Here is a 23,805-nt window from a genome sequence, read left to right on the forward strand (position 1 = left end):
AACTAACCAATTCTGTATCATTCATTATTGTACAAAAAAGTAAAAATGAGTTAATTATATAAAGCATAATAATTAAGAAAAATTTACATTTTTAATGTCGAAATTTTGTTTTCAATAAAGTCTTCTAAATTTTGATAAAGTCCATCAATCCCAATAGGTTCTGAGTTTTTCGACGGCATGTAATATATAAAATGATTCCAGTTCTCAGGATAATTAAATTCAGAATAAAGTGTTGCCACTTTATTAAGTTTTTCTTCCTTACCGACATCAGATTTTATAATCCTCAAAAGAAATTCAAGTTTCCATATTTCCCAATATTTTTCAGGAAAATTTATCAGATTTTGTTCAATAAATGAATCTTCATTTACAATTATTTCATAATTATCATCCTCTTGAGAATACAACTTAATCAATTCAATAAAATCATTTAAAGATTCATCACTGGCCAAATAAAGCTCAATATACCTTTCTTCATTGTAAAAACTGATTAAATTCTTTTGATAATAATCTAAAAAAGCATTTGTACTCAACCAACCTTTTTTGATCCCGATATATACCGAACCCCATAAATTTATCTTGATATCCCGTTTAAATACTTCCATCAGAATAATCCATTAATTTCTAGTCTGCCACCAAGGAAATGGAGTTGAAACTCCTCCGCCTGATTGATTGGCAGCTCCATTGATAATTCCATTAGGTATAAATCTCTGGTGATGGATCGTACCATCTCTAATAATAATTTCAAATATACCTTTTGTCCCATATTTATCTCCAATCATTTGAATTAATACTTGAGGTTTCCCATCTCCTCCAAGTTGATGAAAAACTTTTCCATTATCCGAAACTATTTCTATAGTTCTTCGATTCCAATTATGATTGGCATCTGTCAATCTATTTTTTGCCCACATATCTGCCTTGTATTTTATTGGGCCTCCTTTATGGGGTATTGCTTCCTTTATTTGTTGTCTAGCTAGGTCTAGGTTAGTATTATTGCTTTGTGAATTAACTGGTTTTGCCGGTCTAGTCGCCACTGGTTGAATAGCAGTTGCCTGAGATCTAGGAAGGTCTCCTCCTAAAAAACTTCTTCCATTAAATTTTGCTATACCTCCATTAATGACACCTCCTAATAAACCACCAAATGCTATTGATTGTAAATATTGCCCTGGGGTCAATAGTGGATCCCCAAAATAAGCACTATTCCCAGCACTTAATATTGGCGTACTTACTGCGGCTGCAGTTGCGCCTCCGGCAAACCCTGCCAAGAAACCTCCTGCCCCACCTGCACCTCCTCCAGCAGTGAGAAATGCGGGCAATCCAACGGCCGCTCCTACTCCTCCTGCCAGTGCACCTATACCAAATGCAGCTAAACCGTCACCGAAAGATTTTATTTTACCTTGTTTCAATTTTATAGCTAGATTAATGGCACCTCCAATTACAGCTCCAATGACTATATGCCAAAACTCACCGTTTTGATCAACATACATTAAAGGGTTGTTTAATACGTAACTATATCTATTAAGACTTTGAGTGCCAAAAGGTTCTTGAACAAAATTATCTGGTGCTAAGAAACGATGTAAATTAGCATCATATAATCGTGCATTCATATGTATCAAGTCTACACTTTCTAAATGCTCATGCCCTGTATACCCCCTGTCTAAAACGGTTAATTTATCTAACGCGGCGTTTTGACTATCTTTTACAAACGCTAGTTTACCCCAAGCATCAAAATGTCTCTTCTCGCTTATACCTCCTAACGGGTTACTTATAGCAAGTATACTCCCTAAATAATCTCTATGTAGAAAATAAAAATGGTTTCCTTCATCGCTACTTTTATAAATTACTGGAGCAGAATACGCATCTCCTCCAATAAAGGTCACAAATTCAGTCTTATCGAATTTTAAATCTTTTTTTATTTCTATAGTACCATCATGAGAGTAAATCTTTGCTTTGTTAAGCAAACGATAGGGTTGCCCTTTAATCGCCGGATCCCTATTCAATTCATAGTTTATAGAAGATCTTTGATTAAAGATGTTATATTGAAACAGAATTTGATCTTCTTGATGCGTATCGCTACCTACTGTAATTGAATGAGGAGCCTTAAAAGCATTGTATAAGATATCTTGTTTAGGGTTCGTGTCATAATAATTCTGCCCATAACTTGATAAGTTAATCGAGATGTTTTGATACCCTTTACTACCGCTATCATAATTAAAAGTTCCTAAAGCATTACTAGTAATTCTACCTTTTCCGTCATAATACTGCACTTCTTGATACCCACTAATGTTGGTGAACTCTGTAAGTCTATTTAGATTGTCATATTGAAAACGCTCAGTAGTTCCAAAAAGACTACTAGTTCTGCTTGATAAAAGACCTCTTTTAACATCAAACGTATAACTTAAATTTATTAACGTGCTACTTCCTCTATTCGATCTAATACTTGTTGGCAAGCCATAAGAGTTATATGTAGTTACCTCATTTATACCATTCCCAAAAGTAGCATTAGTTACTTGTCCTCTTTCATTTCTCGTATTTAATTGCCATAACAATGACTGGTTTGCGTTATTTAATATTTTATGCAATTCTCCATTCTTATATTGATTTCTTATGGTAATATCGCTTATCTTATTATCACCTATGCTTCTGGCATAATAACGCTCAGTGTTTGATCTTCCTAAGCCGTCATATGTAGTAGTATGCTCAAAAAACGTCGTTGAACTACTTTCTATCGTTTTTTTCAATCTCTTATATGAATCGTACTCATAGGTGTAATTTGTATTCTGATTGGTTGTTATACCTCGCAATAATTTATCAGAAGTACTATAATCATAATAAGATATAAGACTGGTATAATCTCCTTCAACTCTTTTTTCAGTAACTTTACCATAATCATCTAAAAAGTAAGTTGTCACTCCTTTGGGAGTAATTTCTTTTTTTATTTCTCCAAATGCATTGTACTCATAGTTGTATATGCCAGCAGAAGGATCATTTAGTTGAACTTTTCTGCCCCAGCCATCGTAATTTATACTGGTAATAATACCACCCAATGAAGTCCTTTTTAAGCTACCATTAGCGGCATATTGGTAAGAAACAGTTCCCCCATTATCAGTTACTGCTATAATCTGCCCTAGGCTATTCCGTTTTTCTACGGTATTCTTATAACCATCTGTTGTTGTTGTATTCAATCCACTATAACTAATAGTTGTGTTTAGACCTGCTGGAGATCTGGTCTGTTTAATTCTTCCATACACATCGTATTCTATAGTAGTAAATAAACTTGGAGATCCGCTGTAGGGTTCACTTACTTTGATACTTCGATCATAAATATCATATTCTGTACTTATATAGTCCCATGTGTTTCTGAAACCAAACGAGCCAGATATTATTTCTCTACCCAAATCATCAAACTTTTTAAGGGTTTTTGAACCATCGGGATAATCTACCTGTACCTTTGAGTTCGTACTCTGAGTTTTAGAATAACTATAGCTAGTTTGATTACCTAGATAATCAATTTCCTTTACTTTTCTTCCAAAAGAATCGTATTGATATTGTGTTGTAAGTCCATACGGATTTGTTTCTTTTAATAGGTAGCCCAGAGAGTTGTACTCTAGCTCTGTTTTCAATCCTTCAATATCAGTGCTATTTTTAATAAACCTACCCGAAATATCATATTCGTAAGATGTCGTTCGTGATTCAACTCCTGAAGCCGAAACTGTTTTACCAGTTACATTTCCATAGGAATCATGAGAAAAATTTTCTGTAATATATCCTGTATTATACCCCTTTGTTTTCTTTTGGGTGACCAACATAGTAGAGTTATATGAAAACTCCTCGAAAGTCGAAAATGTATCTCCTGAAGTAACCGTTTGAACATTTCTAGAACGTACCCTCCCAACATAGTAAGGATTCGTTAAAGAAGAACCTCCATTTATGTTATTCTGATATACAATGGTATTAGTTTCCGTTTGCTGTGTTTGTGTATTTTCCTTAGAAGTTCGTATAGTACTTAATGGGTTATTGTAGGTATCATAGTTAATAGATGTAGTTACTGAAGTATTGTGCAAGCCATTATAACTTACAGAAGAATTTAACTTTATTTTAAAAACCTTACTTGCTGATAGTGTAGACGAATAGTTATTAACTGTTTTACTTATATAATTTGAGGGAGTATTATGAAAATTATATTGCAAGCCTAAAGTGGTATATGATTCGTATGGAACTCCTCTTTTTGATATATCATGTTTAGTCACATTAGACATAGAGGGCTGGTTATTATTATACCAATTCGTTCTTAATACACTTTCAAAACCCAAAAACCCTAATCCTTCAACATTAGATACAGCACCATAATAGGAATATAATTGTTTTGTATATTGGTTTTTACTGCTCTTTTCAAGCATAGAGACTACTTGAAATTGAGGAGCTACATCTATATTAACATTTGGGTAAATAGCATTGGTATTTGATGTTTTATACAAATAAATCTGCGATCCAGGTTCAGCCTCACCTGAGATTAATGGACTGTAGTTAATAGTTTCTACAACACCATTACCCGTAATAACCTCCCTTAATTGAACATCTTCTCTACTATTTTTGGTGTGTTTGAAGTGATACAGTTTATCTTTACTTAAAACAGCATATTCTAAATTTTGATTTATATCATTACCTGATAAGAACAAGGGTAAAGGAAATCTTTCAACACCTAAGTTAGGATCTGAACCGAATTGGTTAATAATATATTCTGGAGCATCAAGATTAAAGTCAATGTTATTAGGTCCTACACTAATATTTTCTGCCAGTCCTAAGGTCATTCTAACTGGTTTTCCATTATGAGCAACAGTATTATTTTCTTGAACTATTATATCCGTTTTACCATCCCCATTTATATCTGCTGGGATATACATAACATCTACAAAACAATAATCATTTAAAGTGCACCCGCCGTACACCGTTTCTTCATATTCCATTCCTATAGAAGCTGTCTTTTTATAAAATCCATTTCCTTTTGAAAAATAAAAATTCCAGCTATCTGACCCCTTATTAGTGGGAATTAACACATCTGTTTTACCATCTCCATTATAATCTCCGAATAAATGAGCAATATCCTCTTTAATATTTGTATCATTAGATACTGTAGCTAATACTATTAATCCGTTCGTATTATTTAATGAATAAACTGTTATCTTATTCTTTTGAATTACAAAAAAATCTGACTTACCATCTCCATTAAAATCTCCAACTTGTATATTATAATCTCTGGGTGATGAAGGAAGTGTGCTACTTAAATAACCTGCTAAATTTGTATAATTTGAAGTTTTTCTTCGATCTAAATCAATAAAATGAACCTTAGAAGTATTTCTGTAATAGGTTTCACAATTACAACATTTGTCTATTAAAGTTCGATCTGTTTTTTGAGATAGATTACTAGCTTTTTCATTTTGACTCTTAGCTTGTTTAAAAGGTATATCAAAAGGGTTGTCACCATCTTCGCAAGGTGCGGTCTCACAATATTGATAAGAATATGGTCTCCCAATAGCAATTATGTCAGAAATACCATCACCATTAAAATCGCCAGAAAGAAATTTTTGAGGTTCCACCCTAGTACTGTACGTAAAATCGCACGAAGTTCTACTCCTATACGTAGGAGCATTCCAAACTTTTTCACTTTGAAAATAAACACTTGATGTAGTACCTTTTGTATATATAGGGAATTTATACTGGGAGTTTGTTTTTTTAACCACAGTCCATCCCTTATAAGGTATTAATTTATTAAAATGATTTAGCCAGTTTACTGGTAAAATGTCTTCGAAACTACCACTATTAACTTCTTTAGGATAATTATACCCTCCCTTGTCTATATCTGTGAGAATCCAGTATTTTTTCTTAGTATCAATTCCTGTTTTTGGATATAAAATAGCATCCATTTTTCCATTACCCGTAAAATCACCGGAAATTGAACCTGTATTTACAAAAGTAGTATTGCTAAAATTAACTCTTGATTCTACGCGTTCAAATAAATCATCGTTGGAGGTATCTGCATAATTAAAGATTGTAGGATTTAAACTCTTTGAATTATCGCCACTCTTTTCAGTAATACTTTTTAACCTATCATAACCAAGGCTTGTGGTATTATATGTCAAAATATAATTTCTAAAACCTACCGAAGCAGAAGTAACTCTAATCTCTCTGAGTCTTTTCAAAACTCTATGGCTGTAACCATTAACATAAGCTTGTTCAAATCGATTTCTTGTACCATAAATGAAGCTTATTATATTAGTGCCATAGTCTGTGCCTTTAGAGCCATACCTAATAGAACTAATATATAAGGTATTATGCTCTTTAAGGTAACTATAAGAAACTCTTAAATCTTGTGGAGTAACTAAACGTTTTATATTCCATTGATTGACAGTTTTGGAATATGAATCAGAACCAAACAAGGCATAATTTCCGTTTGGGTAAAACACTTTGAAATAAGAAGGTGTATTATTTGAACCTCCGTATGAAACGACCTTTATATTACTATAGTTTTCAGTCTCATAAATAGCATTATCTGCACCATAAGTGCCACTTTTTAAAATTAATCTTTGACCATCAATGGCAAAGCGATCATAAGAATCATGATCTACTCCATCAATAATGCCGTCATGATATTTTGTTGATGGAATTCTTGTTATAGTTGAAATTCCAGAAACATTCCAACCGAAACCAAGAATTCCATTACCAGCTTGGCTATTGTATACAATAGAAATCTGTGGCTCTATACCATTGATGCCAGAAGGTATCTGAATTGGTAACTGATAAGTTGCCCCACCTGTTAACGAAACAGATAGTTGACCTTCTGTAACTCCCACCTCTTGAGAACCACCTGTAGGCTGCCCGGGAGATGTATTTGAAAAATTTTGACCTGAAATAATTATCTGAGATAATAATAATAAAGAGAGAATTACTTTTTCCATAGCTGTTTTTCCTTTAATCATTAAATAGAATTATTTTTTTATAATCCTGAAACTTTCCGTTTGGCCATCTTGATATTTTGCAGTCAATAAGAATACGCCCGAACTATAATTATTAAATTGGACTGTATATTGGGAATTATTTTTAGTTGGTATTATTTTTTGCAAAATTTTTCCATCTATACTATAAACATTTATAGATGTTATTTTCGAGTTAATACTCTGTGTCCAGTCTAATATTAACTCATTTTCAACGGGATTTGGATAATACTGAAGGAAATTTCTAGTTATTTCTTGATCAATAGTAGTTTCTTGGGCAATAACCTCTTCTATTTCTTGAGGAATAGGTTCTTTTTCAAGTTTAGCAACAATAAAAAATCTGTTAGACTGATTTCCAGAAGAATCATAGCTAAAATTGATTATGTTTTGAGAGAATAAACTAAAATTAAACAATAAAATAATCGGAAGTACAATTAATTTCTTTTTCATAAGGGTGAAAATTTAATCTAAAGCTAAAACTTATTAAAGAAATAAAAAATAGCGAAAATGGGTATTTTAAAAAATCATGGTTTTCCATGATAAAAATATCTAATCATTAGTCTTATTCGCTAATTGCCCACACGCAGCATCGATGTCTTTACCTCTGCTACGACGCACATTTACAACAATTCTATTGGCTTCCAACGTTTTGATATACATATCGATGGATTCTGGCGGTGCTTGTTGAAATTCACCGTCATCAATAGCATTATATTCAATCAAATTTACCTTAGAAGGCACTTTTTTACAATAGGTCACTAATGCATCTACATCTTTTTGCTGATCATTAATACCTTTCCAAACCACATATTCAAAAGTGATTATCTTTTTCGTTTTAGCACACCAATAGTGTAAAGATTCTAAAAGTTCGGCTAGATTACTTTTTTCGTTAATTGGCATCATTTTAGAGCGTACCTCATCGATTGCAGAATGCAAAGAAACAGCTAAGTTAAATTTTACCTCATCATCTGCCATTTTTTTGATCATTTTCGGGATACCAACTGTTGAAAGTGTAATCCTTTTTGGTGACATCGCTAAACCTTCATCTGAAGTAATCTTATCAATGGATGCTAAAACATTCTTATAATTCAATAAAGGTTCTCCCATCCCCATAAACACAATATTTGATAATTTAATGTTATGATAAAATCTACTTTGTTGGTCTATAGTAACCACCTGATCATAAATCTCATCAGGATTTAAATTTCGCATACGCTTTAAACGAGCAGTAGCACAAAAGTTACAATCTAAACTACATCCTACTTGACTAGACACACAGGCTGTAGTTCTTGACTCAGTGGGTATTAATACCGATTCAACAATCAAACCATCATGTAATTTAATCGCATTTTTAATCGTTCCGTCATGAGATCGTTGCATCTGATCTACCTCAATATGATTGATCACAAAATTCTCATTAAGCATTGCTCTTGTTTCCTTAGAAACATTCGTCATATCGTCAAAAGAATGACTCGCTTTACTCCATAACCATTCATACACTTGATTTCCCCGAAACGCTTTATCGCCATTCCCAACAAAAAAATCTCGAAGTTGTTCTTTTGTTAAAGCGCGTATGTCTTTCTTCTCTATCATTATTGCAAAAGTAAAAAATCCTGCCGAGGCAGGACTTTTTAAAATCTTATAATCTAAATTATTATTTACTTAAAACTATTTTCTTTGTTAAACTCGCATTTCGGTCTATATCTGTAATTTTTACCAAATAAATACTATTTGGAAAAGTACTAATATCTATCGATTCTCCTTTTTGTAAAATACTTGATTTTAAATTCTGACCAAGTAAATTAAATACTTCGTATTTCAATTCGCCAACCTGATCGGCAATTGACACATTTATAACTCCACTTGTTGGATTAGGAAATAATGTTAAATTTTGCGCTAAAACTTCATCGTTCGTTGCCAATACATTTTTAAGTTCATCTAAAGTATCTGGGTTTAAACCTCCAGAATCTAGCCAGTCTTTAAGTCTATTTGATGATGATGAACCAGCATCCCATGAGGTAGCAAAACGACCATAATAATCATGCCTGTTGTTATCGTTTATACCTGAACAAGCTGCTAACCCCCCAAAAAGCTGCCCGATGATATGACCATTTTGATTAAACAAAGCTGATCCTGAGGAACCTCTTTCTGTAACCCCGATTTCCCAACCAGTAGTACTTCCTGATGTATTTCCATTATTATCAATAAATCCAGTAATATCCCAAGTTTGTCTACCAAATTGTGTTCTTTTTATAGCTCCTGTGTTGTCTCTACATACTTTCATGATGTCTCCTTGCGGATGATGAATACCTACTTCAAAAGTTGGATTATCATCTGTCTTATCCCATCCAGCATAAACAACATCCCAAGCATTTGGAATCGCACTATTTAATTCCAACAATAAAAAGTCAGAACCTGCTCTTCTTGCTTTTAATGTAGCGCCATTCATTGTCATATTTTGTGTAGCGTCAGGACTATTAGTAAAAGAAGCACATCTAGGGGTTGGGCTAATCCAATTAAAGCGCATTGTTGATAATGAAGGGTTTTTGATAGTTCCATTGTCATTATCGTAACAATGATTAGCCGTTAAAAAATAAGGCTTCTTGTCTTGAGAAGTATTATTTATTAAACTTCCTGTACAAACGAAAGTCCCAACTCCAGGGTCAGGAATAGTTATAAAAGCTACCGATTTTTTTAAAATATCCTTTTTCGCTTCAAAATCGTTTCCAATTGGGCAATCTACATCATGATTACAAGCTCCAGAATCATTCAATTCTTTTTTATTTCCAAAATAGCCTTTCTGATAATTATGACCAAGCCTATAACCATGCATAATATCCGATATCTCTAATCTTCCTTTACCTCGCACTTCTTTCGGCTCATGATATTCTATCCACAACTTATCTCCCATTACAAGCCAACTCCCTAATTGGTTTTCGTCATTATTATTAATACTTGTATAAGCTCCTTGTAAATCTGATCTATCATCGTTATATAGATATAAACTAGCTCCTTCAGGAATAAAAAACTTTTTAAATATAACACTTAAGTGTAGTGCCTCATCAGATTGAAAAGCAATTTTCCAAATCCTATCACCGTTGGGAAGTTCTATCCATCTATCACCATCATTTAATCCATAAGCTACATCATGTGAATAACTAATTCTATAGGGCTTCGTAATTTCTAAGGTAGCAGATTTGTCATCTTCAGCTTTTATCTTTTTAAGATCTAAAGATGGCAAATTAATAGCTTTAGTAGTAGATTTTTGAAGATTTAAACTCCAACTAAGAGGTTCTCCTTCATTAGTTACCTGAGACCAAACAATTACTGAAAACAAAAAGAAAGTAATTAAAAGTAGTTTTTTTATCATAATAAATCATTGTTTAAGATTGCTAAGTTAATTAAATAGTTAAACTATTTAATTAACAGTTTAAAATGGATTTTCCCTACCTTTTTAAAAAGAAAGAGGCTTTTAAAAAAGTGTCATTTTGAATGAAAATGAAAAATCTCAAAAAAAGCTAAAATCTATGATTTATAACAGAGATAAAGATTTTTCGACTCCACTCAAAAAGACAGTTAAATCACTTTGTTTCAGACAATGTTTTTTAATTAATTATTTTTAAGACAATATTATAATATCAACATCGCATCACCATAAGAATAAAAATTATATTTTTCTTTTATAGCTTCAGCATATGCTTCTTTCAAAAAATCATGCCCAGCAAAAGCAGCGGTCATCATCATCAATGTTGATTGTGGTGTGTGAAAGTTTGTGATCATACTATCTGCAATGCTAAAGTCATACGGAGGAAAAATAAATTTATTGGTCCATCCTTGAAACGGTTTTAACCTATTGTCAGCAGAAACTGAACTTTCTATAGTTCGCATCACCGTAGTACCCACCGCACAAACCTTTCTCTTATTGTTTAAGGCATTATTAATTGATTTTGCAGCAATTTCAGGTATATGAATCTCTTCAGAATCCATTTTATGCTTCGAAAGATCTTCAACCTCAACTGGGTTAAAAGTACCTAAACCAACATGCAATGTGACTTCTGTAAGATCTATTCCTTTAATTTCTAATCGCTTTAACAAATGCTTAGAAAAATGTAATCCAGCTGTTGGTGCAGCAACTGCTCCTTCGTGTTTAGCATAAATGGTTTGATAACGTTCTGCATCTTCAGGTTCTGTATCCCTTTTAATATATTTAGGTAATGGTGTCTCCCCTAATTCTTCTAATTTAGTTCTAAATTCTTCATAACTACCATCAAATAAAAATCTTAGCGTACGACCTCTTGACGTGGTATTGTCTATTACCTCAGCAACGAGATCATCATTTTCTCCAAAAAATAATTTATTACCTATTCTAATTTTACGAGCAGGATCTACTAAAACATCCCATAAACGACTTTCTTTATTTAACTCTCTCAATAAGAATACCTCTATACGCGCACCTGTCTTCTCCTTATTACCATACAAGCGTGCAGGAAAAACCTTCGTATTATTAAAGATCATGACATCACCTTCATCAAAATAATCTATTAAATCTTTAAACAATTTATGTTCAATTGTCTGTTCTTTTCGATTTAATACCATTAATCTTGCTTCATCTCTTACTTCTGAAGGATATTCAGCTAATAATTCTTCTGGTAGGTCAAATTTAAAATGTGATAATTTCATGGTTTCTTTATTACTTTTATGGCTGTTCTTAGAAAATGAGGGCAAATATACAATTTCACCATAGGCCTTGTCAAGTATTTTAGTGATTATTTAGAAATACTGTTTTATGATTAATTATCTTTGCTCGAAATTTCAAGTACATGGCGAATCAGGTCACTCCATATAAGGATAAAAGGTCTAAAAAAGAGCAAGTTGCTGAGATGTTTGATAATGTTTCTTACAAATATGATTTTTTAAATAGGCTACTTACTTTTGGTATTGATATAAAATGGCGAAAACTGGTGGTAAAAACAGTTGCTAAAAATAAGCCTGAGACAATTTTAGACATTGCTACTGGTACTGGTGATTTTGTTATTATGCTTGCCGATTTAAATCCGAAAAAAATTGTAGGTTTAGATCTTTCTCAAGGCATGCTTGACATAGGAATAAAAAAAGTAAAAAATAAGAATCTTGATTCGTTAATTGACATGATTCAAGGAGATTCTGAAAATCTTCCGTTTAAGGATAATTCTTTTGACGCTATTACTGTTGGGTTTGGCGTAAGAAACTTTGAAAATTTAGATAAGGGACTTTTAGAAATTTATAGGGTGTTAAAACCTAATGGTGTTTTTGTAGTTTTAGAAACTTCTCAACCTCAAGGATTTATAATGAAGCCTTTATTTAAATTTTATTCTAAATATATTATCCCTACGATAGGGAAATTGTTTTCTAAAGATAAAAGAGCCTATGATTATCTCCCTGAATCTGCAGCAAATTTCCCTTATGGGAAAAAGTTCAACAATATTTTGCAAAAAAATGGGTTTAAAGATATAGCTAACAAACCGCTAACTTTTGGAATCGCCTCAATGTATAAGGCAACTAAGTAATTTAATTAAATGAAACAATTTATCATCCCCTTCGTATTAGGTTGTTTACTGTTAGCTTCAAACAACGCACAAGCTCAAAAAAAAGATAGAATTATCCATAAAGAAAATATGGATAAAAAAAAGATTCAATTTGGATACTATTTAGGTCTTAACAAAAAAGGCTTTGAAATAAAATATGACAATACCAATGAAACTGCGGGATTAGTCCCTGAATATATTTTAGTAGATGAGTCTATAGGTTTTAACATTGGTTTATCTATTCAATATAGACTTACCGATAACATTGGAGTTCGTTTTGAACCTGGGTTATCTAGCAATACAAAAACCTTGATGTACGACCCAATTATTGGAGTTGATGGTTTTAGAAATGCGGGATTAGAACGAGAGATTTCTGGTACCTATTTGCGATTTCCGTTATTATTAAAACTTAGCACCAATCGCTTAGATAACATGCGTGCTTTTGTAATTGGTGGTGTTTCTTACGATTATAATTTTAGTAGTAATGAAAAAAATGCCGAAGATAACTTAAGCCGACAATTCAGAATGAAAACTAACAATTTTATGTATGAGATAGGTCTAGGAGTAGATTTATACCTGCCATATTTTAAATTTTCACCTTCTATTAGAGGAGTTTTTGCCATTAACAATGAAATAGTTCCAGATAATATAGCCTCACCTTATACTGAGCCAATAACTTATTTTGGGACTCGTGGTATTTTCTTGAATTTCACATTCGAATAGCTTTAATTTCTTCTAAATTCACTTAAAAGAATTGCAGTAGCTGTAGCAACATTTAAACTTTCTGTTTGTTGCAAATCACCATGCCTTGGTATTGTTATTCTATGATTAATATGAGCTTCAATTTGTTGAGTGATTCCATTTGCTTCACTACCCATAACTAAAACTCCTTCTCGTGATAAATTTGAATTATGAACATTATTACCATTCATTACAGCTCCGTAAATAGGTACTTCAACATCAGCTAAAAATTTATGTAAATCAGCGTATAGAATGTTTACTCTTGCCAATGAACCCATTGATGACTGTACAACTTTCGAATTATAACAGTCAACCGTATTCTTTGAACAAACCAACTGCTTCACACCGAACCAATCACATAATCTAATTATCGTTCCCAAATTACCAGGATCATTCACTCCATCTAATACTACTATTAATCCTTTAAATTGAATAGTTTTTTCTTCTGGTATTTCAAATATTCCTAAAACTTTATTGGGTGTTTTTAAAGAACTAATTTTATTGAGTTCTTTTTCAGAGATTATAGTTACTTCATTATTTTCTGTTAGAGGAGAATAGGCATCAGTATAGTAAATAGAAACTGCTTTTAATGTAGAATTTAATAGCTCATTGACAACTTTTACTCCTTCGGCTATGAATAGCCCATGTTTATTTCGGTATTTTTTTTGATGTAAACTATTGATAAGTTTTAATTGGCTTTTGCTTAGCATATAAATAGTAGTACTTTTGAAACTATCAAAAAAATCATTTCAATTTAAAGTAACGTTTGTATTATCATTATAGATATTTTTGCTACTTTACTAAACTTAAAAAGTGCTTAGACTTGTTTAATAATTACACGAAAATAGTATTATTTATTTTAATAATAATTGTGCTTATTTCATGTAACGCTACAAAGCATGTTGCCAGTGGCGAATATCTTTTAGAGAGAAATACCGTGTTGGTAAATGATAAAAAAGAGTCTTCTCCCGAAGTTTTAAGCTATTTACAACAGCGACCTAATCAAAAAGTATTAGGAATTCCTTTTTCATTACATCTTTACAATTGGGGAAATCCCGATACAATTGCAGCATTATGGCCTGAGACTGCTCCGAAGTTTAAAAAATGGTTTTCGAAAAACTTTTCCGAAAAACAATACGATGCATTGAAGAGAAGCTCTATCGGATTTAATAAATGGAAATTAAAAAGCGGAAATGCTCCAGTAATTTCAGATTCTGTAAAAACAAAAAGATCTGTAGATGCTTTAAAGAGCTACTATTTTTTTAACGGATATAGAGATGCCTCGGTAAATTATAATGAACAAAAAAAAGACAGTAACCGTGTAAGTGTTACGTATAATGTCACTACGGGTAATCCTTATTTTCTAGATTCAATTTTTAATGACATTCAATCACCAGTTTTAGATTCCCTTTATAAACTTGAAAAGAAGAAGTCTTTCATTAAAAAAGGAGCACAGTTTAGATCGAAAAACTTCGAAAAAGAAGAAGATCGATTAATAACACTTTTTAGAAATTCGGGTGTCTATAAATTTGGCAAAAATAGCATCCGTTTTACGGCAGACACCTCCAATATTGCAGAACATAAATATGATATCTTAATGACAATTCCGAATCGTCGGTCTTCTGTAAATGATAGTATTATCGAAACTCCTTATAAAATTCAAAAAATAAAGACTGTTAATGTATTTACTAATTTCTCCTTTCAAAATAAAGATATTCCTGTAAAAGACTCAGCTATTTACAACGGTATCAATTTTTATTCAACTGATGCGTTACGGTATAATGCAAAATTTTTATCGAATGCTATTATCATAGAACCTAACAAGATTTATAAAGATACCGATAGAGACTTAACCCGTAAATATCTTCGAGAATTAGAAAATTTTAAAGCCTCAATCGATATTCAATATAAAGAAGACGAAGATGAGTCGTTAACTGCTAATATTTTCTTATCGCCTTTAAAAAAATATTCTTTAGCTTGGGATGCAGACTTTACCACGTCGAGTAATAAACCTTTTGGTATTTTAGGTAAGTTTTCATTTTTAAATAGAAATGTGTTTAAAGGTGCTGAAATATTTGAACTTTCATTTCAAGGTTCTTTTATCAATACAGCTATCGGAAGTTCAAATAACGAATCATTTTTTAATGCTCTAGAAATAGGTACTACTGCTTCTTTACGGATTCCGAGAATATTATTTCCTATAAATACAGAAAGTATTATCCCTAAGCGAATGGCTCCAAAAACGAATATAAGTTTCGCACTAGGTTTTCAAGAGAATTTCGGATTAGACAGACGAAACATTACAGGAAGCCTAGATTATTCTTGGCAGAGTTCCTTGAAGTCAAGCCATAAGTTTGAATTGTTGAATCTTCAATATATTAATAACAGAAGAGTTGAAAATTATTTTACTGTTTATCAATCTGAACTTGCTAAATTAAATCGAATTGCTTTTAATACTGATGACCCTGAATTTAATTTAATTCCTCCTCCTGCAGACTTAGCTGATGGAGGAGAAATTGACTCTTCTGAAGGAGTTGACTATATTAATTACGTAATTAACAATCCTGATACTGATTTTTCAATCACGCAACCAAGAGAATTTAATTTCATTAACAACGTCAATAAACAAAGAGAAATTTTAATCGAAGATTTTTTAGTTCCTGTAATTTCTTATGCTTATAGCTATAACAACAGAGAAAATTTTAAAGATAATAGTTTCTCTACCTTTACAGGAAGATTGATTTCGGCAGGTAGTTTAACGACAGCTTTTGTAAATAAAACCAATGAGAATGGCAGAAAAGTACTGTTTGGGTTACCCGTTGCCCAGTATATAAAAACAGAAATAGAGCATAAAAAATATTGGTCATTTAATGAAAATAGTTCGCTTGTACTCAGAAATTTTATAGGAGCTGCTATCCCGTTTGGTAATTCAATCGATATTCCATTTAGTAGAAGTTATAGAGCAGGAGGATCAAACGATATTCGTGCTTGGCGAACTTTTGAATTGGGGCGTGGTTCAGAGGATAGTGATTTAGAATTTAATGTAGGGAGTTTAAAATTTACATCAAATTTAGAATATCGCTTCAAGTTAATTAATAGCCTAAACGCAGCATTTTTTATAGATGCAGGTAATATTTGGGACATATCAAGAACAAATATAGCATCATCTGAAGCAAAATTTACTGGATTTAATTCTCTGAAAGACATCGCGGTTGGGTCGGGTGTTGGTGCTCGATATGATTTTAGTTTTTTGATTTTTAGATTAGATCTTGGTTTTAAAACCTATGAACCTTATTTACAATCTAATAATAAGTGGTTCAAAAATTATAATTTTAAAAATTCGGTGTTAAACATTGGTATAAATTATCCTTTCTAACATTTTTACTCACGATAACGATTTCTTGTTTTTTTTAAATTCCGTAATTTTAATTTAGTAATTTTGACATTCATAAAAATCCACATAAATTATGACAAGTACTATTAAAGCTGGTATAGCTACTGGTAATGAAGTTCAAGAGATATTCAAACTTGCTAAAGAGAAAGGTTTTGCCTTGCCTGCTGTAAATGTAATTGGATCTAGTTCTATCAATGGTGTTTTAGAAACAGCTGCAGAACTGAATTCACCCGTAATTATTCAATTTTCTAATGGAGGTGCCCAGTTTAATGCTGGAAAGGGCTTGTCTAACGAAGGGCAAAAAGCGGCAATCGCTGGAGCAATCGCTGGAGCTAAACATGTACATTTAATGGCTGAAGCTTACGACGTACCTGTGATTTTACATACAGATCACTGTGCAAAGAAACTTTTACCTTGGATTGATGGATTATTAGATGCAAGTGAAAAACATTTTGCCGAAACGGGTAAGCCATTATACAGTTCTCACATGATCGATCTTTCTGAAGAGCCTATAGAAGAAAATATCGAAATTTGTAAAACATACCTCGAACGTATGAGTAAAATGGGTATGACTTTAGAAATCGAATTAGGTATTACAGGAGGAGAAGAAGATGGCGTTGATAATACAGACGTAGATGATTCAAAATTATATACCCAACCCGAAGAAGTTGCTTATGCTTACGAAGAACTTAGCAAAATAAGCCCTCGATTTACAGTTGCGGCTGCGTTTGGTAATGTGCATGGTGTTTACAAACCCGGAAATGTTAAATTAACACCAAAAATCTTAAAAAATTCGCAAGAATATATTTCGAAAAAGTATCACGTTGAGCATAATCATATAGATTTTGTTTTTCATGGCGGATCAGGTTCAACTTTAGAAGAAATTCGCGAAGCCATAGGATATGGGGTAATAAAAATGAATATTGATACCGATCTTCAATACGGTTTTATGACGGGTATTAGAGACTATATGGCTGAAAAAAATGCTTATCTACAAACTCAGATTGGTAATCCTGATGGAGATGATGTACCAAACAAAAAGTACTATGACCCTAGAAAATGGTTACGAGAAGGAGAATTGACTTTTAAAGCGCGCTTAAAACAAGCTTTTGAAGATTTAAATAATGTAAATACTTTATAATACTAAAATATTGGAGGATATGTCAGCTTGGTTTAAGAGAAAAGATAAAGGAATTCAAACTCCTACTGAAGAAAAAAAAGATGTTCCTAAAGGACTGTGGTATAAAACTCCCAGTGGTAAAATAGTTGATACTGAAGAATTAAAGGAAAATCATTACGTAAGTCCTGAAGATGGTTATCATGTAAGAATAGGAAGTAATGAATATTTCGAAATACTATTTGATGAAAACAAGTATAAAGAGCTTGATGCGAATATTACTGCAAAAGATCCTTTAAAGTTTGTTGATACTAAAAAATATACTGATAGACTTAAAGATGCTCAAGAGAAATCGAAACTTAAAGATGCTGTTCGTACAGCTGTAGGAAAGTCTCTAGGCAAAGATTTGGTTATTGCCTGTATGGATTTCTCTTTTATTGGCGGATCGATGGGTAGTGTTGTAGGTGAAAAAATTGCAAGAGCAATCGATCACTCTATAAAAAAGAAAATTCCCTTTTTAATGATCTCAAAATCTGGAGGTGCACGTATGCAAGAGGCCTCGTTATCATTAATGCAATTGGTAAAAACCTCAGCTAAATTAGCACAGCTTGCTGAAACTAAAGTACCTTATATTTCTCTTTGTACTGACCCTACTACTGGTGGAACGACTGCATCATATGCAATGCTGGGTGATATTAATATTGCTGAACCTAATGCTTTGGTTGCCTTCGCTGGACCAAGAGTAGTAAGAGATACCGTAGGTAAAGATTTACCCGAAGGTTTTCAGCGTTCTGAATTTGTATTAGAACATGGTTTTTTAGATAAAATTATTGAAAGAAAAGATTTAAAAAAACAAATAAATCTTTATATAGATTTGATTGAAAATAATGCTGTAAGAGCATAATAAAAAAAGCCACATAAATGTGGCTTTTTTTATTCCTTTTTTAACTATTAAGGCAATTTTACTGGGCTTATATGAAATTTGCTCAAGTGTATTTCACACTCTGTATCGCCTATTGTTACTATAGCTAAATCATCACAGTCTTTATTACCATAATCTAACAAGCCTGTAGTGCCATTTTTGGTAATTTCAGCAATACCGCTCACAATAAACTTGCACGCTAATTCTCTTCGTAAAGGTTCAATAATAGTTCCCGAATGTTCATTACCTGCTCTGTTAATGAATGTCCAATTCCCAGTAATTAAGAATACATTATCTGCCCAAATTCCATTACCAACACCTTCAATCCATTCTCTTGTTCGTGTTCCTACCGAAGAAGCATATGTTGCATCTGGCCACGTTAATTTTAAGTCTGCAGTGACCGTAGATTGTGGATTTCCATTCTCATTATTTCGAAGTCTCAGTATCGTTAAACTTCCTTCAGCATGTTTGTCATTAAAATAAAATCCATCAAAAGAAACAGCAATGCTTTTTGAGCCAGCAGCAGGATCTTTTTCATATTCCATAATAATCTTACCCACAGCAACATTCCCATTACGCAGTTCACATCCTTCACCAAAATCAACAGTAACTGTTTTCATGTTTTGTTCTAAAACAATGGTAATTGTGGCACAATCAGGTATAAATCTACCAGCTTCAGAGTTTTTATTTGCCGAATTAAACTCTTCATTAAAATAAACATCTTCAACAATAGTATTTACACCATCAGATACATAATCAATCTCAGAGAATGTTTCTAAACTCTTTTGATCAACTAATTCGCTATTGTCTATAGAACTTTCACTATCACAACCAGTAAAGGTTACACTTAAAATAGCAATTAGCAATACGCTTAATAATAGCTTTTGTTTTTTCATTACATAAATTTTATAGTTCTGCTTCTTTGACTGTAAAAACTGAAAAAGGTTTAAAAATTATAAAAACAGTAAAGCTATGTTAATCAAAATAATAGTTATATCTTTGCCGCTCGATTTAGAAATCGGTACATAAAAATTATTAATAAATTAATGTTAGCATGTATTTAACAACAGAAAAAAAACAAGAGATTTTCAAAAAGCACGGAAAATCTGAAAAAGATACAGGTTCTACAGAAGGGCAAGTAGCTTTATTTACACACAGAATCAATCACCTAACCGAGCATCTAAAGAAGAACCGTAAAGATTTTAATACTGAGCGTTCTTTAGTAAAATTAGTAGGTAAGCGTCGTAGCTTACTTGACTATTTAAAAGGAAAAGATATTGAAAAATATCGTGCTCTTATTAAAGAATTAGGTATTAGAAAATAACAAAGAGAGGCTTCATGCCTCTTTTTTATTTTAAATAAGTTACAATGTCATTACGAGGAATGTAACTAGCCTGCGTTGAGTGCAGTCGAAACGTGGTAATCTCTTCCAAAAGAAACAGATTGCCTCATCACGCCAAAAGCGTGATTCGCAATGACAATAAAAGAAGCTAATTACAGTTTTTCATTGGTCATAATACAACAACTACAACACAACAACCAATGTTTAATTAGAATTAAAATTTATGATTCCAAAAACTTTTAGAGAGGTAATTAAACTCTCAGACGGACGAGAGATTTCTCTTGAAACCGGAAAACTAGCCAAGCAAGCGCATGGTTCGGTTGTTGTTCAATCTGGAAAATGTATGTTATTATGTACAGTAGTTTCCAATTACAAACAGGCAGATGTTGATTTTTTACCATTAACGGTAGATTATCGCGAAAAATTTGCCGCTGCAGGTCGTTATCCTGGCGGTTTTTTTAAAAGAGAAGCAAGGCCTAGTGATGGTGAAGTATTAACGATGCGTTTAGTAGATCGCGTTTTACGTCCTTTATTCCCTAAAGATTATCACAGTGAAACACAAGTGATGATTCAATTGATGTCTCATGACGATGATGTAATGCCAGATGCAATGGCTGGATTAGCTGCTTCTGCTGCAATTCAATTATCAGATTTTCCTTTTGAATGTCCAATTTCTGAAGTACGAGTTGGCCGTATTAATGGAGAATTCGTTATCAACCCAACAAGAGCTCAATTAGAAGAATCTGACATTGATATGATGATTGGTGCTTCTGCTGATTCTGTGATGATGGTAGAAGGTGAAATGGATGAGATTTCTGAAGAAGAAATGACTGAAGCTATTAAAGCTGCGCATGAAGCTATTAAAGAACAATGTGCAGCACAAGTACGTTTGGCTGAGGCTTTCGGTAAAAAAGAAGTACGTGAATACGACCCAGAAAGAGAAGATGAAGATCTAGCGAAGAAAATTCATGAGATGGCATATGATAAAGTGTATGCTATTGCAAAAGCAGGTTCTGCGAAACATGAAAGAAGTGCCGCATTTTCTGAAATTAAAGAAGAAATCAAAGCTACTTTTTCTGAAGAAGAGCAAGAAGATCTTGGTGATTTAATCTCTAAATATTATTACAAGGCCGAAAAAGAGGCTATTCGTGATCTAACCTTAAATGAAGGTTTGCGTCTTGATGGGCGTAAGACTGATGAGATTAGACCTATTTGGTGTGAGATTGATTACTTACCATCTACGCATGGTTCTGCAATCTTTACGCGAGGTGAAACCCAAGCGTTAGCAACCGTAACATTAGGAACCTCTAGAGAAGCGAATCAGATAGATATGCCGTCTTATGAAGGTGAAGAGCGTTTCTATTTACACTATAACTTCCCTCCTTTTTCAACTGGTGAGGCTAGACCCATTCGTGGAACGTCTCGTCGTGAAGTAGGACATGGTAATTTAGCACAACGTGCTTTAAAAGGTATGGTTCCTGAGGATTGTCCTTATACCGTAAGAGTTGTATCTGAAGTATTAGAATCTAATGGTTCTTCTTCTATGGCAACCGTATGTTCTGGCACCATGGCTTTAATGGATGCTGGTGTACAATTAAAGAAACCTGTTTCTGGTATCGCTATGGGATTAATTTCTGATGCAGATTCTGGAAAATATGCTGTATTATCTGACATTTTAGGTGATGAAGATCATTTAGGTGATATGGATTTTAAAGTAACAGGTACTGCAGATGGTATTACTGCTTGTCAAATGGATATTAAAGTAAAAGGATTATCATACGAGATTTTAGTGAATGCACTAAAACAAGCTCGTGAGGGTCGTTTGCATATCTTAGAGAAGCTAACCGATACGATTTCTGCTCCAAATGCAGATGTCAAAGAACATGCACCAACAATGGTTACAAGACGTATTCCTAACGAATTTATTGGAGCTTTGATTGGTCCTGGTGGAAAAGTAATTCAAGAATTACAAAAGGAAACTGAGACCACTATTGTAATTAATGAAGATCCTGTAACAGAAGAAGGAATCGTTGAAGTCTTGGGTGTTGGTAGTAAAGGTATTGATATGGTTATGGCCAAGATAGATTCTTTATTATTTAAACCAGAAGTTGGTAGCGTTTATGAAGTAAAAGTTATTAAGATGCTCGATTTTGGTGCCGTTGTAGAATATGTAGATGCACCAGGTAATGAAGTATTATTGCATGTTAGTGAATTGGCATGGGAGCGTACAGAAAATGTTTCTGATGTAGTAAACATGGGTGATGTTTTTGATGTAAAATACTTTGGAATAGACAAACGTACTCGCAAAGAAAAAGTGTCTAGAAAAGCTATTTTACCAAAACCAGAAGGTTATGTAGAAAGACCTCCTAGAGATAATAATAGAAGTAACGGTCGCGATAATCGTGGAAGAGACAATCGTAGAGACGATAGAAGGAGAGAACATAAGAGAGATTAATAAAACTTAACTCTTTTTCGAAGACAAAACACCGATCAAGTTAATTTGATCGGTGTTTTTATTTCATAAATACAGTACTATTAAAGCTTGTATTATGTAAAAAGGAAGCCCCTCAATTGAGGGGCTCTTTTGATAAATCAATCTTTACTCTTCAATAATATGATTGAAATATCTAGAAAAATAGTTTTAAAAAAGATTACGTCGCTAAACTATTTTTCGTAAACCATAAATTTAGCATTGCTTTTGATGATATCAAAATTAATTTTTAATTTCTATAATATTGTTATTCACATCTTTAATAGGAATTATTAACTTTTCACTTTCTGTTTTAAGTATCAAACTAATATTATCTATCGATTCTACAACTCCTTCTTTGTCGTCAATTTTAATTTTCATGCCCTGAGTTATATTCTTTCGAGAATAGAACCCAAACAATAAACGCTCAATAATATCTTTTGATCCTAACCCAAAAGCAATCGTAAATACTAGTAATAAAGATCCAAATATTAATGTGAGATTGTTTGTAATGATTTCTGTATCAATTTTAGCTTGATTTAGGGCGGTGACACTTACCATAATCGTAATTGCAAGAAAAACAATACTACCAATCACATTACCACCAGAAATGTTGATTGCCTTAAAAGTAGAGACAATGGCATTTTTAACCATATTCGCAAGAAAAACACCAACCATAAAAATAGCTACAGCAGTAAAAAGATTTGGTAAATACGCTATAATCGTTGCAATACCTTCAGATAACATTTTAATACCAAGAACCTCAGATGCAGCTATTAATATAAATAACCTCAGTATCCATTTTACTATTTTTATAAATGTATCAGACAAATCAAAACCAATGTTTCTGAACATATCAATCTCTTTGATTTTATCTTCTAACTTATCAACTTTAGCATTAGAAAGAATTTTCTTTAATATTCTAGTTACAATTTTTATAACAAGCCACCCTACAATAAGAATTGCAATAAGAGCTATTAATTTTGGAAAAAATGCAACTATACTTTGCCATATATCTTTAAAAAAAGAAAAGTCTATTTGGTCTAATTGTAATTTCATTGTTGTTAGTTTATTTAGTCGTTGCTCGTATTATTTTTATTCTTATTCATCCGTAAAAGGTTATCAATGGTTTCAGGATATTTAATTGCCATCAAGTCTGCAATATCTATTGCCAGTTTAATAGTAGAAACATCTGCCATTACCTTATCTTTCAGCTTTTCTGGAAGCTCCTCCTGATGTAATATCTGTTTAAAAGGGTTCTCCATA

Annotated in this window: 17 protein-coding genes; 7 read left to right on the forward strand and 10 right to left on the reverse strand. The window is 32.6% G+C overall.

Annotated elements, in window-relative coordinates:
- Positions 1-83 precede the first annotated feature (83 nt).
- The 6 genes from AC1EUY_RS12405 to queA form a co-directional block, all read right to left on the reverse strand.
- Positions 84-602, reverse strand: coding sequence for a DUF2247 family protein (locus tag AC1EUY_RS12405; protein WP_480195863.1), 519 nt, complete (start codon positions 600-602; stop codon positions 84-86).
- Positions 603-614: 12 nt separating this feature from the next.
- A complete protein-coding gene (locus AC1EUY_RS12410; RefSeq protein ID WP_480195864.1) occupies positions 615-6,974 on the reverse strand; it encodes an RHS repeat-associated core domain-containing protein in 6,360 nt (2,119 codons plus the stop codon).
- 9 nt (positions 6,975-6,983) lie between these two features.
- A complete protein-coding gene (locus AC1EUY_RS12415) occupies positions 6,984-7,439 on the reverse strand; it encodes a T9SS type A sorting domain-containing protein (protein ID WP_480195865.1) in 456 nt (151 codons plus the stop codon).
- A gap of 99 nt (positions 7,440-7,538) precedes the next feature.
- Positions 7,539-8,582, reverse strand: coding sequence for a dual-specificity RNA methyltransferase RlmN (gene rlmN / locus AC1EUY_RS12420; RefSeq protein WP_480195866.1), 1,044 nt, complete (start codon positions 8,580-8,582; stop codon positions 7,539-7,541).
- Between the two features lie 61 nt (positions 8,583-8,643).
- Entirely contained in the window at positions 8,644-10,359 is a 1,716-nt protein-coding gene (locus AC1EUY_RS12425; protein WP_480195867.1) for a T9SS type A sorting domain-containing protein, read from the reverse strand.
- A gap of 260 nt (positions 10,360-10,619) precedes the next feature.
- Positions 10,620-11,669 carry a tRNA preQ1(34) S-adenosylmethionine ribosyltransferase-isomerase QueA gene (gene queA / locus AC1EUY_RS12430; protein ID WP_480195868.1) on the reverse strand — a complete coding sequence of 350 codons (1,050 nt, stop codon included), beginning with the start codon at positions 11,667-11,669 and terminating at the stop codon, positions 10,620-10,622.
- A gap of 140 nt (positions 11,670-11,809) precedes the next feature.
- On the opposite strand from queA, the gene ubiE reads away from it, so the two are divergent.
- Entirely contained in the window at positions 11,810-12,535 is a 726-nt protein-coding gene (gene ubiE / locus AC1EUY_RS12435) for a bifunctional demethylmenaquinone methyltransferase/2-methoxy-6-polyprenyl-1,4-benzoquinol methylase UbiE (RefSeq protein ID WP_480195869.1), read from the forward strand.
- Between the two features lie 9 nt (positions 12,536-12,544).
- Positions 12,545-13,276: a type IX secretion/gliding motility protein PorT/SprT gene (porT, locus tag AC1EUY_RS12440; RefSeq protein ID WP_480195870.1), complete on the forward strand. Its 732-nt coding sequence runs from the start codon at positions 12,545-12,547 to the stop codon at positions 13,274-13,276.
- 2 nt (positions 13,277-13,278) lie between these two features.
- On the opposite strand, the gene AC1EUY_RS12445 is transcribed toward porT, so the two are convergent.
- Positions 13,279-14,004, reverse strand: a complete 726-nt coding sequence (locus AC1EUY_RS12445; RefSeq protein ID WP_480195871.1) for a TrmH family RNA methyltransferase — start codon at positions 14,002-14,004, stop codon at positions 13,279-13,281.
- 113 nt (positions 14,005-14,117) lie between these two features.
- Here AC1EUY_RS12445 and tamL point away from each other — a divergent pair, with 113 nt between their 5' ends.
- From tamL to accD, 3 genes are all read left to right on the forward strand, one after another.
- Positions 14,118-16,670: a translocation and assembly module lipoprotein TamL gene (gene tamL, locus AC1EUY_RS12450; RefSeq protein WP_480195872.1), complete on the forward strand. Its 2,553-nt coding sequence runs from the start codon at positions 14,118-14,120 to the stop codon at positions 16,668-16,670.
- Positions 16,671-16,761: 91 nt separating this feature from the next.
- Positions 16,762-17,829, forward strand: coding sequence for a class II fructose-bisphosphate aldolase (fbaA, locus tag AC1EUY_RS12455; RefSeq protein WP_480195873.1), 1,068 nt, complete (start codon positions 16,762-16,764; stop codon positions 17,827-17,829).
- A 19-nt stretch (positions 17,830-17,848) separates the two neighbouring features.
- The gene (gene accD, locus AC1EUY_RS12460) at positions 17,849-18,709 is read left to right on the forward strand and encodes an acetyl-CoA carboxylase, carboxyltransferase subunit beta (protein WP_480195874.1); all 861 of its coding nucleotides are present in this window, start codon (positions 17,849-17,851) and stop codon (positions 18,707-18,709) included.
- Positions 18,710-18,756: 47 nt separating this feature from the next.
- Here the strand turns inward: accD and AC1EUY_RS12465 are convergent, their stop codons facing one another.
- Positions 18,757-19,623, reverse strand: a complete 867-nt coding sequence (locus AC1EUY_RS12465) for a hypothetical protein (protein WP_480195875.1) — start codon at positions 19,621-19,623, stop codon at positions 18,757-18,759.
- Between the two features lie 158 nt (positions 19,624-19,781).
- Here AC1EUY_RS12465 and rpsO point away from each other — a divergent pair, with 158 nt between their 5' ends.
- Both rpsO and AC1EUY_RS12475 read left to right on the forward strand, forming a co-directional pair.
- Positions 19,782-20,051, forward strand: a complete 270-nt coding sequence (gene rpsO / locus AC1EUY_RS12470) for a 30S ribosomal protein S15 (protein WP_480195876.1) — start codon at positions 19,782-19,784, stop codon at positions 20,049-20,051.
- A 241-nt stretch (positions 20,052-20,292) separates the two neighbouring features.
- Complete coding sequence (locus AC1EUY_RS12475; protein ID WP_480195877.1) at positions 20,293-22,524, forward strand: polyribonucleotide nucleotidyltransferase; 2,232 nt, start codon at positions 20,293-20,295, stop codon at positions 22,522-22,524.
- A gap of 258 nt (positions 22,525-22,782) precedes the next feature.
- Here the strand turns inward: AC1EUY_RS12475 and AC1EUY_RS12480 are convergent, their stop codons facing one another.
- Both AC1EUY_RS12480 and AC1EUY_RS12485 read right to left on the reverse strand, forming a co-directional pair.
- The gene (locus tag AC1EUY_RS12480) at positions 22,783-23,598 is read right to left on the reverse strand and encodes a mechanosensitive ion channel family protein (RefSeq protein ID WP_480195878.1); all 816 of its coding nucleotides are present in this window, start codon (positions 23,596-23,598) and stop codon (positions 22,783-22,785) included.
- Between the two features lie 14 nt (positions 23,599-23,612).
- Positions 23,613-23,804 carry a hypothetical protein gene (locus tag AC1EUY_RS12485; RefSeq protein ID WP_480195879.1) on the reverse strand — a complete coding sequence of 64 codons (192 nt, stop codon included), beginning with the start codon at positions 23,802-23,804 and terminating at the stop codon, positions 23,613-23,615.
- Position 23,805 lies beyond the last annotated feature (1 nt).

The sequence above is a fragment of the Maritimimonas sp. 2210JD6-3 genome, assembly GCF_056591795.1.